This is a genomic window from Terrilactibacillus tamarindi (assembly GCF_009718825.1).
Lineage (GTDB): Bacteria > Bacillota > Bacilli > Bacillales > Sporolactobacillaceae > Terrilactibacillus > Terrilactibacillus tamarindi.
This window is the reverse complement of the sequence record NZ_WNHB01000001.1, coordinates 70,675-88,906: the sequence shown is the minus strand read 5'-3', so window position 1 is coordinate 88,906 and position 18,232 is coordinate 70,675. Positions and strand designations below refer to the sequence as shown.

At 36.2% G+C, this 18,232-nt stretch carries 15 protein-coding genes; 3 read left to right on the top strand and 12 right to left on the bottom strand.

The window, feature by feature from the left end:
- Positions 1 to 7: 7 nt before the first annotated feature.
- The 7 genes from GMB86_RS00410 to GMB86_RS00380 all read right to left on the bottom strand — a co-directional run bounded on the left by GMB86_RS00410 (position 8) and on the right by GMB86_RS00380 (position 8,944).
- The gene (locus GMB86_RS00410) at positions 8 to 1,369 is read right to left on the bottom strand and encodes a HAMP domain-containing sensor histidine kinase (protein WP_155215693.1); all 1,362 of its coding nucleotides are present in this window, start codon (positions 1,367 to 1,369) and stop codon (positions 8 to 10) included.
- On the bottom strand, positions 1,370 to 2,047 hold the full coding sequence (locus GMB86_RS00405) for a response regulator transcription factor (RefSeq protein WP_155215691.1): 678 nt from the start codon (positions 2,045 to 2,047) through the stop codon (positions 1,370 to 1,372). It lies immediately after the preceding gene.
- A 172-nt stretch (positions 2,048 to 2,219) separates the two neighbouring features.
- Positions 2,220 to 5,207, bottom strand: coding sequence for an ATP-binding protein (locus GMB86_RS00400; protein ID WP_155215689.1), 2,988 nt, complete (start codon positions 5,205 to 5,207; stop codon positions 2,220 to 2,222).
- A 21-nt stretch (positions 5,208 to 5,228) separates the two neighbouring features.
- The gene (locus tag GMB86_RS00395) at positions 5,229 to 6,443 is read right to left on the bottom strand and encodes a metallophosphoesterase family protein (protein ID WP_196220076.1); all 1,215 of its coding nucleotides are present in this window, start codon (positions 6,441 to 6,443) and stop codon (positions 5,229 to 5,231) included.
- Between the two features lie 150 nt (positions 6,444 to 6,593).
- Complete coding sequence (locus GMB86_RS00390) at positions 6,594 to 7,241, bottom strand: HD domain-containing protein (RefSeq protein WP_155215685.1); 648 nt, start codon at positions 7,239 to 7,241, stop codon at positions 6,594 to 6,596.
- A 335-nt stretch (positions 7,242 to 7,576) separates the two neighbouring features.
- Positions 7,577 to 8,413 (bottom strand): Cof-type HAD-IIB family hydrolase, encoded by an 837-nt coding sequence (locus GMB86_RS00385; RefSeq protein WP_155215683.1) that lies wholly within the window; start codon positions 8,411 to 8,413, stop codon positions 7,577 to 7,579.
- A 171-nt stretch (positions 8,414 to 8,584) separates the two neighbouring features.
- Positions 8,585 to 8,944 (bottom strand): YlbF family regulator, encoded by a 360-nt coding sequence (locus GMB86_RS00380; RefSeq protein ID WP_155215681.1) that lies wholly within the window; start codon positions 8,942 to 8,944, stop codon positions 8,585 to 8,587.
- Between the two features lie 207 nt (positions 8,945 to 9,151).
- Here GMB86_RS00380 and GMB86_RS00375 point away from each other — a divergent pair, with 207 nt between their 5' ends.
- On the top strand, positions 9,152 to 10,075 hold the full coding sequence (locus GMB86_RS00375; protein WP_230458944.1) for a helix-turn-helix domain-containing protein: 924 nt from the start codon (positions 9,152 to 9,154) through the stop codon (positions 10,073 to 10,075).
- Between the two features lie 93 nt (positions 10,076 to 10,168).
- The gene (locus GMB86_RS00370) at positions 10,169 to 11,266 is read left to right on the top strand and encodes an ABC transporter ATP-binding protein (RefSeq protein ID WP_155215678.1); all 1,098 of its coding nucleotides are present in this window, start codon (positions 10,169 to 10,171) and stop codon (positions 11,264 to 11,266) included.
- A 47-nt stretch (positions 11,267 to 11,313) separates the two neighbouring features.
- Here GMB86_RS00370 and GMB86_RS00365 read toward each other — a convergent pair whose 3' ends face one another.
- From GMB86_RS00365 to GMB86_RS00345, 5 genes are all read right to left on the bottom strand, one after another.
- Positions 11,314 to 11,511, bottom strand: a complete 198-nt coding sequence (locus tag GMB86_RS00365) for an alpha/beta-type small acid-soluble spore protein (RefSeq protein WP_155215676.1) — start codon at positions 11,509 to 11,511, stop codon at positions 11,314 to 11,316.
- A 295-nt stretch (positions 11,512 to 11,806) separates the two neighbouring features.
- Entirely contained in the window at positions 11,807 to 12,175 is a 369-nt protein-coding gene (locus GMB86_RS00360) for a DUF2294 domain-containing protein (RefSeq protein ID WP_155215674.1), read from the bottom strand.
- Between the two features lie 84 nt (positions 12,176 to 12,259).
- Positions 12,260 to 14,866, bottom strand: a complete 2,607-nt coding sequence (locus GMB86_RS00355; RefSeq protein ID WP_155215672.1) for a DUF2309 domain-containing protein — start codon at positions 14,864 to 14,866, stop codon at positions 12,260 to 12,262.
- A complete protein-coding gene (locus tag GMB86_RS00350) occupies positions 14,863 to 16,401 on the bottom strand; it encodes an NADH dehydrogenase subunit 5 (RefSeq protein WP_155215670.1) in 1,539 nt (512 codons plus the stop codon). Before GMB86_RS00350 ends, GMB86_RS00355 begins: the two co-directional genes overlap by 4 nt.
- A gap of 571 nt (positions 16,402 to 16,972) precedes the next feature.
- A complete protein-coding gene (locus GMB86_RS00345) occupies positions 16,973 to 17,173 on the bottom strand; it encodes a cold-shock protein (RefSeq protein ID WP_155215668.1) in 201 nt (66 codons plus the stop codon).
- A 710-nt stretch (positions 17,174 to 17,883) separates the two neighbouring features.
- Here GMB86_RS00345 and GMB86_RS00340 point away from each other — a divergent pair.
- Positions 17,884 to 18,207, top strand: a complete 324-nt coding sequence (locus GMB86_RS00340) for a YnfA family protein (RefSeq protein WP_155215666.1) — start codon at positions 17,884 to 17,886, stop codon at positions 18,205 to 18,207.
- Positions 18,208 to 18,232: the final 25 nt, after the last annotated feature.

Here is an 18,232-nt window from a genome sequence, read left to right as displayed (position 1 = left end):
CTCTATTTTATTTATTTAACCATTTGCTCGTTTGTTTATGGCTGATTGTAACAATAAAAGCAACTCCATTTGGTTGTTCATTTTGAATAGAAATGGTACCCGAATGTCGATCTACAATTCGTTTCACGATGGATAATCCTAACCCAAATTGTCCTTGTTTTCCTTTTCTAAAAGGCTCAAAGAGATTCATCATTTCATCATCAGGAATAGAATTGCCATCATTTTTCACAATCAGTCTAGTATATAAATCGGTGCTTTCCGTCGTTAGCCAAACGTTTTCTTTTGCATAACGAAGCGCATTTTCAAGAAGATTTTCTAATAAGATCCTCCATTGTTCTTCGTCCACATACCACTCATTCTTTTCACCCTCAACATGTATCTTGACAGAGGGACGCTGTGTAGCGAAGCGCTCTTTTAATTCATTAGCAAGATCACCAAAAACAACGCGTGTAAAAACAGGTGCTTTTTCTCTCAAAGAATCGACTTTTGCATAATAAATAAGTTTTCTTACTCTTTTCTCCATTTGTGAAGCTTCGTTAATAATGACATCCATCGTATCATCTAAATCCCCTTGTGGGTAGATACCATCTTTTGCAGATTGTGCATAACTCTGGATAATCATAATTGGGGTCTTAAGTTCATGTGAAGCTTGCTGCAAAAAGTATTTTTGAGATTCATCATAGCGTATTAAATTAACACGCATCCGCTCAAATTGGGCGGATAGCTGGCCAAATTCATCATTATTTTTCCATTCAAAAGGCTTTTGCCAATTAAAATGCGCAATCTCATCAAAATGTCGCCCAAGAATATTTAGTGGTCGTTTTAAATAACGAGCAAGCCAAGCGGCAATAAACAAACTAAAGATGCCTGCTAATATAAAAATAAACAACAGTCTAGACCATAATTTATGCATCATAATCTGGGTGTACGTATCCCATGTATACGAAATGAGGTATCCACTCTCCGTATTGACTTCTATTTTTCTAATGACGTAGAAAAGAGTGGTGCCTTTTAAGGTTAATTGATATCGTTTACTTTCCTTTTTTTGATCTTTCGCTTGAAGCATCATCGTTTTTAATACGGAATCATTTTCAGGGATTTCGGCGTCTTTGAGTACAACACGGTTTAAAATTGTTCGTGTGGTTTGCTGATTTTCATTGCCTTCCAGCTCTGGATTACCTGAATAATCATTCGGATTTTGATGATGCAGAATAGTCCACTGTTCTTGTTCGATCGTAGAAAAGGTATCATCTATGAGCGTCTCTTGAATATAAAATGGGTAGACAAATGCAATAATTAAACCAATAAGAACAATAAGAATCGCGAAAGATATCCATATCCTTTGTGAAAGTGTGATGGTCCATTTCATTTATGACACAACCCGATACCCCGCCCCGTAGACGGTTTCTAATGAGAGTCTGCATAATTTTCTTCGGATACGTCTAATCACATCATCAACGGCTCGATCAGAACCGACATAATCTTTTCCCCAAACTTCGTGTAAAATATCTTGTCTTGATTTAGAAACGTTTATGTTTTCAACCAAAAATAAGAGAACATCGAATTCTTTCGATGTCAGTTCAATAAGCTCACCATCGTCATCAAACACTTTCCGTTTATGAATATCAAGGGTATATTTCGAAATTATAATGGTATTTGAACGGGTACCTTGTCCATACACTCGATGGAGCAATTTTTTTGCTCGTATGACAAGTTCTTTTGGTAAAAAAGGTTTAGTTAAATAATCATCGCTTCCCATTTCTAAACCGATAATTTTATCTAAGTCTTGATCTCGTGCCGAAATAAAAATGACAGGTTGATCCGAGTGGTTTTCTTTAATTTTCTTTATGAGATCATAACCAGACATGCCTGGAAGCATAATATCTAGAATCCAAAGATGTACACCGTTGTGTAAGTATTTTATAGCTTCTTCCGCCGTATGGAAGACTGAAACCTCCCATCCTTCTTTTACCATATAGGCCTTTAAAATAGAAGACAGTTTCTCTTCATCTTCAACTAAATTAATTTTAAAAGTCATTTGATTCATTTCTATCACATCCTAAAAAATCTTTTCCAAGTTATAACATAACCTATGATTCTTAAATAATATTAAATTAAGAATGATTAAACTCACGGGGTAAACCCATCTCAGAAGGTTAGTTAAGCGAGTGTTTAAATTATAACATGAAAAAATCTAATTCCTCTAGTTAGCCTATTATTCACACCGTTTTGATGACAGGATCTTCAATCTTTTTTTGTGCTAAATCGAGTGAAATGAAGCTTGATTCAGAAACCTCATGACGCCATTCCTTATGACATGTAAATAATATAACTTGATGTTTTTTTGATACTTCTGTTAGTACCGATAAGACTTGTGATCGTCTCTCCTGATCGAAATTGACTAGACTATCATCGATAATAATAGGTAAAGCTTCTTTCGTTTCAACAATAGAGGCTAGAGCTAGTCTAATAGATAAATACAGTTGCTCACTTGTGCCTCTGCTTAATTGACTAACCTCATATTCATTGCCTTTAGAATCTCGGACAATAAATCCCCGTTCTGTATGTAGAAATACAGCTGTGTAGATTTGATTTGTCATTTTACTAAAATACGTTTCTGCTGCTCTCAATACTTTAGGTAATTTTGTCTTACGGTATTCTTCTTTCACTTTATTTAAACTCGTTAAAGCCAATTGATATATGGCCCATTTCCTAGATTTTTCCTGTAAATTGCTATCTAATCTAGCTATATCATAGACGACATCATCATATCGTTCATCTTGTTCAAGGCTTTGTGCACGAGACAAGTCATCAATTAATTGACGATTTAATCTTTCCTCTTCTAACTCAATTTCCTCTAATGAGGCTATTTCATCTTGTTCTTTTTTTGCATCATAAATGTCCTCTATGGGTTCACTTATATAGTTTTCCGCTTTTTCTTTGCTTCCAACACTATTCAATATTTGCTCATATCGTTCGCTGATTTTTTTCTGTAGTTCATGATATTTATCATGCCGTTTCGCTTCTAAACGAAAGTTTTCTTCATCTTCAACACAAGCTAATTCTAACAGGTATTGACATTCTTTTTGGTAGGTTATCACTTTTTCTTTTAAGCTTTTCTTCTGCTGAAAGAAGAGGTGATATTGTTGTTGATAGTTGTTTAGTTTCTCTTTCTTTTCCTTTTCTGTCTTCAGTTTTTGTTCGAGTTGCTCAGTATCTGCATTTAACGCTAGACTGTTAAAAATCTCATCTTTTGTAGCTTCATAGGCCTTTTTCTCCTGCATTCTTTGATCTATTTTCATATTTAAGTAGCTTATTCGATTCAAAGCCTTTTGAGTTTCTTGAATCACTTGAAAACTTTCATCTATTAGACTTAAAGGGATGGATGGAAATCCGTGATTCTTAAGCCATTCATTAAACGCTTGATCAGCTTTATCAACTGTGTTCATCGCTTGATTTAGTTTAAAAAGGGAAACGTCATATTTCTTTTTTACCGTCTCATATTGTTTTTGTTCCATCTCTTGCATCATGGCAAGTTGCCGATCTTTTTCAAGCTTATGACTTAGTTCTTCGTAACTTGATTTGATCTCTGGTTCTTCATTTAAAATGGCGATAATCTCATTCAATCTTTGTGTTATTTTATCAGGTTCATCTTTTCTACTTGATGGTTTTTTCATCAAAAAAGAGGCACAGATGCTAAAGATTATCCCAAGTGCTAAAGCCACCATACCTACAACATGATCAACTAGAAAAAGAAGGCCCCCAACTAACAGAGATAAAAAAACGCCTAAACTAGTGCTCATTGAGCCTTTATTCTTTAATCCGTTCTGTTGATGATCATGTTGGAGAATTTGACTGTTTTGTTCTAGCCATTCTTTTTCTTTTAACAGATCTTGATCATTTTTAATGCGCTGTATTTCTCTTTCCATCATTTCCCGTTCTGTGGTGTGCATGAGTTGACTTTTTCCTTGTTCAATCCGACCTTTGATCTGTTGTAATTCTTCGGATCTCTGGGCAACTATTTTTTCATAATACGCAACATCTTCTATTGCTCTATGTCTTTCATGAAGCAACCGTTTCATGTCTTGCTTCGTCTCTAGATTTGTATTTACCTGACGAATTCGATCAAGTGACCAGTCTGGGCCAAGAATGCGAAGATTTTCTTCAATCTGCTGTTTCTCATCGGTGATAGTATCATTCAGGCTAGAAATTTGCTCACAAGTATGCTCATATTTTGAGGTGGATTTCAAAAGCGTTACAATCCTTTCCTCCATGGATAAAAGAGAATCATCTATCTTAATTGTGTTCATCTCTTGTTTTAATTGTTTCATTTTCTCGTTAATTTCCGCACATTCACCTTCAAAAGCCACAAATTTTGTTTTCCATTTTTCAAATCGTTCAATACCTTGTTCGGGAAAGGGGTGCTTAGGCTGATAAATCTTTTCTTCATTCTTTAAATAATGGTAGGATACAAGTAATGGATGTAGCGTTTTAGAAAGCTTGTATTCTTCTAAACGGATATAAATTTGGCGCTTTTTGGCTTTCAAATTTTCCTGATATTCCTTCGCCGCCTTTATCCTATTTTGAAGTTCACTAAACGTTTTTCTGCTTTTTTCTAATTGTTTTCGTTGTTGTTCTTTATGGTGTCTTTCGATTAATAATTGATTAATCTCCGGTTTCCTTCCAGCGCGTTTATATAGTTCATCTCGTTTCTTAGATAACTTTTGCTCTAATTCGGATAATTCTGTGCTGCCCATCATTCCTGCATTAAACAAAAATTGATTCAAGTCTTCGGTTTTTACTTGATGTAAATCTCTAAGACCATCTAAATTAAAACAAAAGATAGATTCAAAGAAAGTTCGATCAACACCTTTAAACCCAGGTATTTCGTCAATTTCATGTCCAATTTGCTCTATGTAAGTTTTTAGAAATTCATTGGTTTTATAATCTCTTGTATAGGTCCTCATACCTTCTTTTGTTTCGATTTTCAGAGAACCACTAAGCCTTTTAATATCTTTATCTTTTAAATAATTTGAGAGATGATTTTTTGATGGAAATCCAAACAAAACGGCTTTTATGACCTCAAAAAGTGTTGATTTTCCAGCCTCATTGGGTCCATAAATAATAAGAAAAGGATGGCTTGGGAATTGATATATCTTATGATCAAATTGCCCAAACTGTTGAATTTGAATTTCCCTTATTTTCATCGTTTCCCCTCCTAACTGTATCTAACCTTTATATAGTGCTTGTACAATTAATTTTTCTGCCTCATGTTTGATACTTTGTCTTACTTCATCCGTTATGTTACCCAAATAGCGCTTACCTAAATGATGATGATAGAGAATCGATAAAGCAGATCCCATATTAATAGAATCAATCTCTTTTAGTACATCCCCAATAAAGTAATTATTTTGCTTTAATTCATCAATATCCCACAATGGATCTGTTTGATTTATAATGGATACGATCCAAACAAAGTCATCACGTTCCTCTTCTTCGTCCCGAACGGACTCGAGTAACTCTTCGATTTTCTCATCTACATCTCGTCCCTGCAGAAGAGAGGTAGATCCTTCTATATATAGAGTTAGTAGAGTCCCGTTGGTTTGGCTTCGTTTTTCATCCTTTAATTGATCAATTTGATGGATGACTCGATCAATTTTTTCTGTTCTCTCTATATTTAAGTTTGCTTCATCCCAAACAACATCTGATGTTGGAAAAAAGGATGTATGAACATGCGTATGATCCATTTCAACTAATGAAGCTCCCTTAACTCCAGTTTCCTTTTTTGACAGGCCTTGAATGTTTCCTGGATACCAAATGTCATGGTTTAGGGATAGTTTCTCTCTTTTATGAATATGCCCTAAAGCCCAGTAATCATAGTGTAAATCAATAAGTTCTGACGTTAAAAAAGGGGCATAATGATTCTCATTAGATGGTTCTTTTTCTGCTCCGTGAAGGATGCCTATATGGTAGTGAGAGCCCTCTTTTTCGGGGTAAAAAGGGATCATATTATTTTGTATATGTTTTTCTTTATAGCTAAAACCATATAGATCACAACGGTTGTCTCCCGCTTTGCTAAACGTAAATCTCTTTACTTCAGGAGGAAATACATGGACATTATCTGGAAAAGACAGACGATTCCAATCATCATTTAAATGATCATGATTGCCATAAGAAAGATAGACATGAATTCCAGCTTGATGCAGTTTTCTCATTCCTGTAATAAAACGATTCTGGGCTTTAAAACTTCGGTGACTGCCATCAAAGATATCTCCAGCTATAATAATAAAATCTACTTTTGTTTCAATCGCCTTCTTAATGATCGTATCGAAAGCAGTAAACGTACTTTCCCTCATTCTATGATAAATTTTATTTGGTAAATGAGAAAGGCCAACAAACGGACGATCTAGGTGAAGATCTGCTGTATGAATAAACCGAATCATGTGGGAAACCCCCTTTTTTTCCATTTCCTTTATTTTAGCATATTAAAAAGACGATCACACGTTCTTATAAATATTTATGTATGATCACAGACTATTAATTGAACTTACTCATAAAGCAGTCTATCAACCTTTATTTTTATCAAGGTCAATTTAGCTTAGACCTTCCCATTCCTCAAGAAATTCATGTACAAATCTTTCTAACCGTTCATGGCGTTTAATGGCCATTTTTTTACCTAAACGTGTGTTCATTCTATCTTTTAATTTAAATAATTTTTCATAAAAGTGATTTAAGGTCGTCTGGTCATTTGAACGATAATTACGTTCGTTTAATTCGTAACGGGGCTGTATGGAGGGATCATAGAGGACTCTACTTTTGGCCCCTCCAAATGTCAAAGCTCTTGCAATACCAATGGCGCCCATGGCATCTAATCGATCTGCATCCTGAACGACCTTTCCTTCAATGCTCGTCATAGGAGGTCTGTTTCCACCCTTGAAAGACATCTGCGTAATGATCATCATAATGTGTTTTTTTGTTTTTTCATCGACATGATGTTCAATAAGCCAATGACTGACTTTCTGAATCCCTTCTGATTCACTAGCATTTAATTTTTCATCGGCTATATCATGAAGGAGAGAAGCCATTTCACAAATAAATAAGTTCGCTTGCTCTTCCTCGGCAATTCGCATAGCCATATTTCTTACACGATCGATGTGCCACCAATCATGACCCGTATGGTCCTTTTTCAATTCATTTTTAACATATAACTCGGCTTCTTTAATAATATCTTTTGTACTCAATTGAATCCCTCTATCTATTGATAAAATTTTCTTCTTTATGCAGCCTATCAGCATGGCTGAAAAGTGTGTGTGGCCATGATTCACACGAATTGTCAAAAATAGTGTGTATTAACCTGATTCTTTAACAAAGCCTCTATTTCCTTCTATATTTTTCTTAAGTATACAATACGATTGTTCATTCAAGATAATATTTACATTAATGTGTAAATGGGCCTTACTTTAACTTTATGTACGTGATGAACTGCCTCTTTAAATCCATAAAAAAACAGGGATCAGCTAGACCCCTGTCTTTCATATTCTTTTAATATACTAATATTTCATGTACTAACTTCCTATTATAAACTAACACGTAATTGTTTACGAAATACCTCTTTCACCATATAAGCAACACCATTCATATCATTCGATCGAGTTATCCAATCAGCACGCTCTTTCACGACTTTTGGGGCATTATTCATCGCTACGCCAAGTCCGCATTTTTCAATTAATTCTAAGTCCTCTAGTCCATCGCCCACAGCGACTGTTTCAGCTAATGATATCCCAAGGTGGGACGTTAAATGGACAAGAGCATCAAATCGAGACGTTTGATGGTTGGTTAATAAGAGCTGATTATTCGATACTTTTTTGATATCGATTGAAGGAAAGAAATCTTTTAATGATTCAATAACCTCTTCACTGTCTTTCGAATCTAGAGTCACTTTTACATCAGTTGCACTCTCGAAATTTTCGAGTAGGTATTGGCTTAATGAATCCACGTAAGTAACAGGATAAAAAAGTGGTTCACTCATCCCGATGGTCATTTTTGCGATCAAATTCTTTTGTTTGGGACGATTACTGATTGATAATCGTTCATGAGAGATTTGAATATGGTAAGGATACGTTTCTAAGAATTCTACTAACTGCATTAACACGCCATGCTCAATTTTACTTGTGTAAAGTGGATGATCAATGGATGATGAGACAAATGCCCCATTATGTGCAATGATTGGATGGTTTAGCTTCAAAGCTTTGGCAACTTTTGCTGCTGAGTGAAAATGACGATCCGATACAAGAGTTACTGCAACCCCTTTTCTTTTAGCAAAAGCTATAGCTTCTTTCGTTTGTCTATCCAACTTATGATTGCTTCGTAAAAGGGTACCGTCGATGTCTAAAACTAGTAAGCGATATACCAAGATTAATCCCCCTTTAAAAGTCCGTCTTCTACTCACAATATATGGGCTTATCTTTCACAATAGAACCAAAGCATGGACTTTTATTCTGGAGACGATGCTAATTCAGAAGGATTCTTTTATCAACTAAAAAACGGGCATCCATAAAAAGATACCCATTATAAAATGCTGGTTTTACTTGTTTTCCTCTCCAAGTGTCCCATAAAGTTCTTGAAGTGGCTTAGTAATAATCTGATTCAGATCATTAATCAATAAACTCATTCGTTGTTCAGCTGACATAAGGTCTGTTATTTCTTTGTGTTGCTGAATGTTTTGGAAAGACGTTTCAGCATTCTTTGCTTCCTCTTCAGAAATTGCTTCACCTGACATTTGTTTTTGTTGTAAATCTAATTGTAACTGACGAAACTCATCAAATAATTTTTTAGCTTCATCATGTTCATTTACAGTTTGGTACGCTTGTTTTAATTGTTCATATTCATCGCTTTCTCTGATTTGTTTTTCTAAATCATAAGCAATATCATAAGTAGTTGCCATACCCCTACCTCCTCGTATATTAGATATCATCTATATAACCCTAACACAAACGACAAATATGTTCATCCTTGAATGGATAATCTTCTTGGAACTGAAGCGATCTTATTCTATTTGTCATGTAACCTAATAACTTCTATAATAAAATAAAGTGATACTTGTGAATTTTTAATAAAAAAGACTTTTAGTTCAAGGGAGCGAGTTAAATTGATGGAAATCATAAAGAAGCTATATGGCCAAGATGTTATTAAAATCGATCACCTTGTTCATAATCCCGAAGACTATATTTGGTTTCAAGACAAAAAAAATCATGAAAGATTTGGAATAAAAAAAGAGAGGGTTTCGGAGAGTGAATATCAACTTCTTCTGTTGTCTTTTTCCCCCTATAACATGGCTTCAAGCACTCAAATGACGTTCGAACAACAATCGTGGTCAAACTATATTTTTCATAATAAAAAAAATACATATATAGCTAAGAATTTATCACGTTATCCCTCTGTGTCGCTTATCCATTATCATTTTGATCATCTACTAGAAGGTAAGGATGATTTTAAAGAGGCCATAGAAGCTTTCTTAGGACATCAAATAGTCAGTATCGTTTGGAAAACAGAAACTGATGGAATTATCCTGCTCAACTCACAAGAGCTCGAAACGCCTAGAGAAATTGTAGATACTATTGCAAGCGATCTTTTTGCCGATATCAAAATTATGGCTACACCACTTATCAAGACAGATCTTCTCTATGAAAAATATGCTCAGCAATCACAACTGTTTAAACTTGCAATGAGCCAAAAACCAGAGCAGAAATATTTTCACTTTTACCATACATTCAGTTTAGCTTTACTTCATTTTTGTGAGTCGACGATTGTAAAGACATTATTTGACGATCTATGTTTGGCAATATCAACTTTGGATCAAGAAGTTATCCACAGTGTCAAAGTATTTTTACATCATGGTTTTAATATGACAACAGCTTCAAAAACGTTATTCATACATCGTAATAGCCTATCTTATCGTCTCCAACGTTTTTTTGATGTCACTCAACTTGACCCTAGAAATTTCCAAGATGCAGTAACTATTTCACTTTGTCTTGATTATTTAACTGGAGCAAAAGTAAAAATTGAACAAAAATAAGTTTCTTTTTTTATGCAAAATGACAATAGTAAAATGTAAGCGTTATCATTACAATAGAGTAAGTCTTTCACTATATATCAGGAGGCGTAAGATATGGCTGAAATTTTATTAAAGCATATTAATAAAAAATATGAGAATAGTGACACGTTATCCGTTAAAGACTTTAACTTAGAAATTGATGATAAAGAATTTATTGTTTTTGTAGGTCCTTCAGGCTGCGGAAAATCAACCACACTCAGAATGATCGCGGGTCTTGAAGAAATAACTGAAGGCGAGTTATACATTGGTAATGAACTGGTCAATAACATTCCCCCTAAAGATCGAGACATTGCCATGGTATTTCAAAACTATGCCTTATATCCACACATGAGTGTCTATGATAATATGGCTTTTGGTTTAAAACTCCGAAAATACAAAAAAGAAGAGATTGATACACGAGTGAAGGAAGCCGCTCGTATCTTAGGCCTAGAAGAATACCTACAACGGAAACCAAAAGCATTATCAGGTGGACAAAGACAACGTGTGGCCCTTGGACGTGCGATTGTTCGTCATCCGAAAGTATTTTTAATGGATGAACCTCTTTCGAACTTGGATGCCAAATTACGTGTTCAAATGAGAACGGAAATTGCAAAATTACACCAAAGATTAAATACGACGACCATCTATGTTACACATGACCAAACTGAAGCTATGACGATGGCAACACGTATCGTTATTATGAAAGATGGTATTATCCAACAGGTAGGTTCACCAAAGGATGTGTATGATTTTCCTGTTAATGTTTTTGTAGGTGGTTTCATAGGGTCACCCGCCATGAATTTTATACCTGTAAAACTGACAGATCAGCATTTTGAAATTGGTCAATTATCCATACCCATTCCAGAAGGAAAAATGAAAATACTACGGGAAAAAAATTATGTAGGAAAAAATGTGATTTTAGGTATTCGTCCAGAAGATATTCATGATGAACCTCTTTTTATTAAAGCCTCAGAAAACTCTTCCTTTACCGTGACGATTGATGTAGTTGAACTTATGGGATCTGAAAGTATCCTTTATGCCAAACTCCAAGGGCATGATATTATTGCAAAAATTGATGCAAGAAACAATCCATCAATTGGAGACAACCTATTACTCGCACTCGATATGAATAAAGTACATTTCTTTGACGCTGAATCAGAAGAAAGAATATAGAAGGAAGGAAGCAGAGATTTCTGCTTCCTTTAGCCATTTCAATATTATTATTTAGTAGAACCGCCAAGTTGTGATTGAGCTTGTGCAACAAGACGTTTTGTGATTTCACCACCAACGGAACCGTTAGCTCGAGAAGTCGTGTCAGCGCCAAGATTAACACCAAATTCACTTGCGATTTCAGCTTTCATTTGATCAAGTGCTTGTTCAACACCTGGGACAAGTAATTGATTACTGTTGTTTGCCATGTCTTTCACCTCCCTTGTACTACTATTGTGTTTCAAACCAATATTATTATGCCTAAAAACATCATGGAAAATATTTGTATTTAAATCACAATAGATCTGAGCTTATTAAGGGGGTGAATACAAGTAGCCTTTAACTAAAAAACAAAGAGGCCCTATAAGAACACCTGTTGTTTTGTGCTATTACATAGGTGTATAGGGCTTAGACGAGTGATTAACAACGTCTCAATAAAAAAAAGGCTTGAATTTCTATCTAGAATAAAAGATAACTTTTCTTATTCTGGTGAAAAAGGCTGTTTTACGATAATTTGTTTTGCAAGTTATTGGAAAGTTTAAAGACCATAACGCGTTCACCTGTATGTGTACTTATATCAGTGTGAAAACTAATGACTTCTTGATCTGTTAATGTTAATATTATTTTCTTTAGCTCTTCTAGACCTGACTCGACCAAACTATTCCGATTTCTTTTTACTGATAGTAATCCTTCTTTATCTTTTTCGCATACTGTGTATTCAGCAGGGGTTAGGATCCCACGTAACGTAACAATAATCATATCTCTTAAAATGTCTGATTTAACAGATAATGAGCCGCGTCCAAGATAACTTTTTTCCCATTGAGTTAAAGCTTTACTTATTTCAGCTTCGATGATTCCTTTTGATTTATCCATAATAAAGTCCTTTTCCTTTTTAAAAAGTAAGTCATCTATATTTTTGTAATTATATTTTTTTGGAAGGTTTTCTGGGAAAGTAAGTTAAGACCAACTTATCCAGTTTCCTTCAGGATCAATAGATGCTAGTCGAATCCAGCCATTGTGGACTTTTTGATGAAAGGCTTTGTCATGATCTAGCAACCGTTTCACATACTTGTTTGGTGCTTGGATGACAACCAACAAACGTAGAGGAGCATGATAAGCTTCTTGATCCGATTGCATCACGGACTGCCAAGGAAGTCCAGTTAATAAGTCACTGGAGTTCCCTTGCATGACTCCGATACCGGAAGTCACAGTTTGGGTCGTTTTACTTCCACTTCCATAATAATGTGGGGCAACCGTAGATGCGTAATATTGCAGGTTAATCCATTGGGCAACCGTTCCAGGCCCAGCAATAATAGCGGCAAGTAGATCACCATTCAAATCCTTTTTCCAATTATAGTTATGGAGAAATGATCTCTCATTTAAATTACACTCTTTGGTAAGCTCGCGATCTCCGATGATAAACGAAGCATTACGTGCCAACCCCCATTCCGGACGTATCTCACTCCAGTCTTCTGCTAATCGCTCCGCCTCACGTTTTGGGTTTTTGTGGGATGAGTTAATATTTGGTAATTTTAAAATTCGCTCGGCATTTGCTTCTTCACTCACTTTTGGCATTGTCTTTTCAACAAGTCTAAATGATTTCTCCGCAGCATCTGAAAGTTCAGGAACATAAAGCCAGTGTAACTCGTCAAGTGTTGTAATATGCTCAGCAGCTACGAAAACAGTCTCTTTAGGAATCGAAATACCTTCATCGGCGAGTGCTCGTCTTACCGTCTGAAGATTACACAAGGTTGCCAGTACCCGCGCATTGAATCCACTTGAAGCTCCGCCGCAAGCACCGCAATCCAATGAAGAAGCATATGGGTTGTTCGTACTTTGACTTCCATGACCACAAATGACAACTAAAGGACTAAAATGATCTGTCAGACCCATCATTTTTAATGCCTGACGAGCATAATAAACTTTCTGTTCTCCCGTGAATCCAATCGGCAACTCCGTGTCCGATGTGTGCACATGATCGAGCGAGAGTTCAGTAGAAGGTTTTCGTAACCACGTTTTTCGAATTTTACGGAAAACCCGGCCTGACGTGCGAGGAGCAATGCTGCGAGCCAAGGTTTGCAAGCTAAGCCAAGGACCGCTAACTTCAGGAAGGACAAGGCTCGCAAGCATATTATTTTTCATCGACTTAAACATGCTGCTGATTGAATAATCTGTCTGTTCCCGTTCTTCATATTGTTTTAATTCAAGTTCAGGCAAATATTCTTTTATTTTGAACTGTGGCTTTTTCATAACAGGCAAGGAGCTATGACCATGCATACAGCCTAACTCGTTCGTTTCAATGGGTAATCCGAAAAAGCCAGCCGTTCCGAAAGTTGCAAATGGACCTGCTTTTTCAAGTTTACGTCGAAAAAGTTCTGAACGCACATCAATACAAAAGGCAAATTGTGCGGCTATAGGTTTTACGCTTTCTACTTCTGTCATTTGTTTTGATGTGATCATCTTCTTCAATTGATCTTCGTATGTCATTTCCCATGCTTCCAACCAAAGCTGATTGCGAACAATTTTATCAAAACGAAAAGCCAATATCAATCGTGCTTTTTGTTCTGCAGAAGAGAGCTCAGGCCATGCACCGATTGGCAGGTTCCCAAAGTGGACCCAAGAAGCGATTAAGGGTTCTAAAACCACTTTATCCTCACTTCTTTGCTCAGTCAAGTGAAGAAAAGGTTTAACTAAGATAAGTTCTAAGGATAGTCGTATAGCCAAATAGTCAGATAGCAAAGAACGTTCTTCAGCCCGATGCTGCGAACGCCAAAGCAGCATTCCAGCCCAACCTGGCAAGGCAAGTAAATGAGCTTCCAAATAGCCTTGGATCTCTTCATAAGGGACTTCTAGTAACTGTAATGCCTCCTTTAATGCATGGTCAGCATCTTTTGGTAATGTACTGATCTGTTTGCGTGTCATGCGGTTAAGCGCTGGGTCATGCCGAGCAATGCGCCGCCAAGCCTGGTAAAAGCCTTCTTTACGATTGGGCATTGACCAAACGGCTTGTGATTCATCCAAAAATAATTTACACCACTTAATCATATGACGATTGAGATCATGAGCTACCCGCGCTCCGCCCAATAGCTCCAAACGTTGACTATAGGTTCTTACAGAATAGGTCTCTGTCATCTGGAATTTAAAATGACTTAATTTTTTTGCCAGACTCTTTAATTTTGGATCGTTCACTACGTTTGAAGGTCGCTCTTCTTGCATTAGAGTTGCCCAGCAGAACTGCTCCGCAACATCACGCGAGATCTCTAGATCCTGTAAATCAAGCCAGTGCCTAAGACGGCTTTCCAAAAGGTCCTGATTAATCTCGCCTCGATTCCACGCAGACTGAATCACCGAATCGTTTGGGTATATTTCCACGTCACAAATGTCCTTCAACTTGCGTGCTACTTGTTCAAATGACCGATCTTCCAGGCCAGACCACGGGGTACGTGCCCCAAATTTATTGATAGGACCAAATGGTGCTATAACGTTGCTAGCCGATTTCACCAATTCATCCATGTCATGTCTAAGGAAATTACGCACATTTTCCTGGTGTAATGTTGTATTCATCGAACATACCTCCTCGAGTCCCGTGATTGTGTCAGATACTTTGGATGACTTTCGACCGAACCATTCTGAGGCTCACTCAATCGTAGGAGCCATAAATAAATAACCGCATAGGCAACGGTCGAGCGATTGTGAGATAACCAGGCACCTATAATATGCCCTAAAAGCAAGATCAGCAGAAGCCAAATCGCTGCTGATATAGGCGGCTGTACTCCTTGATTAACTGCACCATGTAAAAGATTATAAAAAGCGTTATGAATGACGCTAAATACGATTGAAGTACCGGCAAATAGTAAAAATCCAACCAGTCGACTAATGGGCCCTTTTCCAAAAGCCATGAATTGCTTCCAAGCAATCGATACAGACCACCCCAAAATGACAGCACTAATAAATTGATAAACTTCTCCATGAGAAGTTAGCCAGAATGCAATACCTATTAAAGTGCCTAAAACACCTCCAGCAATGACCCATAAAAACGTGGAGGATTGGGTTGATCTCTTAGATACTGATTTTTCGGTCGTGATCACGGTACCTGCACGTAAGAAAAGAGTAGATTTAAAAAGACCATGTAAAACAGCATGAGTAATGGCTGCTACATAAGCACCTAAGGCACACTGAATCAGCATGAAACCCATCTGTGCTATTGTAGACCCCACGAGTTGCCGTTTATAGTCAACTTGAACCAACATGATTCCAGTACCTATTAAGACTGAAATACTCGACAAAACAAGCAGAATTATTTGGGCAATATTGCCACTAAAAAGGGGTGCAAAACAAGTCAAGATTATGCCACCAGCATTCACGATACCTGCATGCATGACTGCCGAAATGGGTGTTGGAGCAACGACTGATTCTAATAACCAGCGTTGAAGGGGCCATTGTGCAGCCGGAATGACGACGGCGCCAATTAGCAATAGATTGATACACGTTTTCTCCCATGAGGCAAGTTGAGCTAGGCTATCTTCAGTGAGTATATGCAGCAACCGCCAGTGTCCTGTTGCTTGCGAGAGCCAAATGATGGCAAATAATAGGCTAAGCCAACTAAGGGCAAACAATAGACCAGAAAGGTTTGCTGATTTTCTAGCCACTCGCCATTCCTTTTTTAACCTGATAAGTAAGGTCAGTCCCAAGAGGGTAGCGCCCCAGCATATCAACAGAAAGCGAAGGTCGTCACTCATCCAGGCAACTGAATCGACGACTGTAGTAAGCGTTAGTAAGGCAAAATATTTTCGATAATTTCGATCACCGAATAAATAACGAATAGAATAACGTTGTACAATAAAACCGATAGTAAGGACAAACATCGCCAAGAGCCATGATAAAGAATCAAGACGAAAGGGACCAAACATCGTTCTTTCATTGTTAAAGATAAGTGCGAATAGAGCGATTATTGGTGGCAATATAATGATGCCTGTATGAAAACGAACAAAACCTAAAGGAATTCTTGGGTATAATAAAATCAAGCCACTTAGTACAGAAAATGTCAGCAATATAAAAAATAATGTTGGTAGTGAAATAAAGTCAAGGTTATTTATCATCTAGCTTCCCCTCCCCTTTAAAAAATGAATAAAAACTAAAAACAACGAGCTACAATTTCTAGAGTTTTCCCTCTAATGAATATCATTTGTATTTATATAAAGCAAAAAACCGACAATTTCAAATTTTAATGATCAATTAAAATCATTAAATCTGGAAAATTGTCGGTTTACTATTAACTAACTCACGTGTAGTCTTTTAAATAGTCTACCTTTTATATAGGATTATGTTCCTTACCAAATAAGGATACAATTTTTTATCTCTATTTTTATAGGCTTACTTTTTCATACAGCCAATTTTTTATATTAACGATATGCTAAAGCAACCTATTATCTAATAGAAATCGATTATCCATTTACTCTTATAAAAATGATACTATTCATTAAACATTCCGTCAAGGAAAATATCGTTTGACACATCCAAATGGTCAATGATGAACAGACAGAAGCATAACCTTTCTTATTGTTATATCCTTAAAACTTTTATACATAAAAACGGCACCTAATTGTTAGCTATGTCTAACATTTAGATGCCGTATGATTTTTTAGGCTACTGTTTTATATAAATTATATATTATAATTTAGTAACGTTAGCTGCTTGAGGTCCGCGGTTTCCTTCGACAACTTCGAATTCAACACTTTGTCCTTCTTCTAACGATTTGAAACCGTCACCTTGGATAGCGCTGAAGTGAACGAATACATCGTTACCTTCTTCGATTTCGATAAAACCAAAACCTTTTTCTGCATTAAACCATTTTACTGTACCTGTTTGCATTTAGAGAAAACCTCCTAAAAATTTTAAATATGCTCATGTTTTATCCATAATAGTGCATGTTCAAAAAGGTGACAAATTAGAAGCAAGAAGATCAAGGCGGTGCCGAAATTCGCAGCTTATCATTTGGTGACTTTTTGAACAACCTCTAATAATAAAAATTCACATATTATAAAAAGTACCAAAACCAGTTGATCACTCTTTATAATATATAAATTAAAAACATTAAGCATTATTTTGGACCTAATATAAACACCATATTAACACTAAAACGCTGAAAGCCCTGCCTCTCTTCCACTCATGCGGTTCCTTGACCGCGCCAATACAATTAGTCCACATAGATAATACTTTTTTCAACCATCCTAATTCATTCCTTTTATAGATAGCATCCAACTTAGTTTACTTAAATTAAGTTTTTAAATTCACATTAGGTCAATTAATAACATTACACGCTTTTTCAAATTTTGTCAATCCTAATCAATAAATTTGAAATAGCCTACAAAAAGTCACAATATTCTTTCACAGTTATTATACTAACATAGAATTGTTACAATTCAATGTCATCAATGTTATGATTTGTTAAAGAACTGTTGAGTTTTTTTAAGATGGGGATTCATTCAACCATGTATATATTACCACATTTAGAATAATTTTTCAAAAAATATTAAAATGGATTATAAACTCGTACATACTCAAGGAAAGGTTATGATCTTTTGTCTATCATTTTTATTTTTATTTTAGCTGGCTTTTTTGAAATTGGGGGTGGCTATCTTATCTGGCTTTGTGTTCGTGAAGGGGCTCCCCTATACATTGGGATCATTGGAGGTATAATGATGGTTCTGTATGGTATAATAGCAACCTTCCAGGCTTTTACTTCTTTCGGTCGAGTCTATGCTACATATGGGGGGATATTTATTGTTATGGCCCTCTTATGGGGATGGTGGATTGAGAAAAAGACGCCCGATTTCTACGATTGGTTAGGTGGAGCAATTTGTCTGGTCGGCGTGTTAATTATTATCTTGACTCACCAAAGATAATCGATTCTTACATAGTTATCTTATC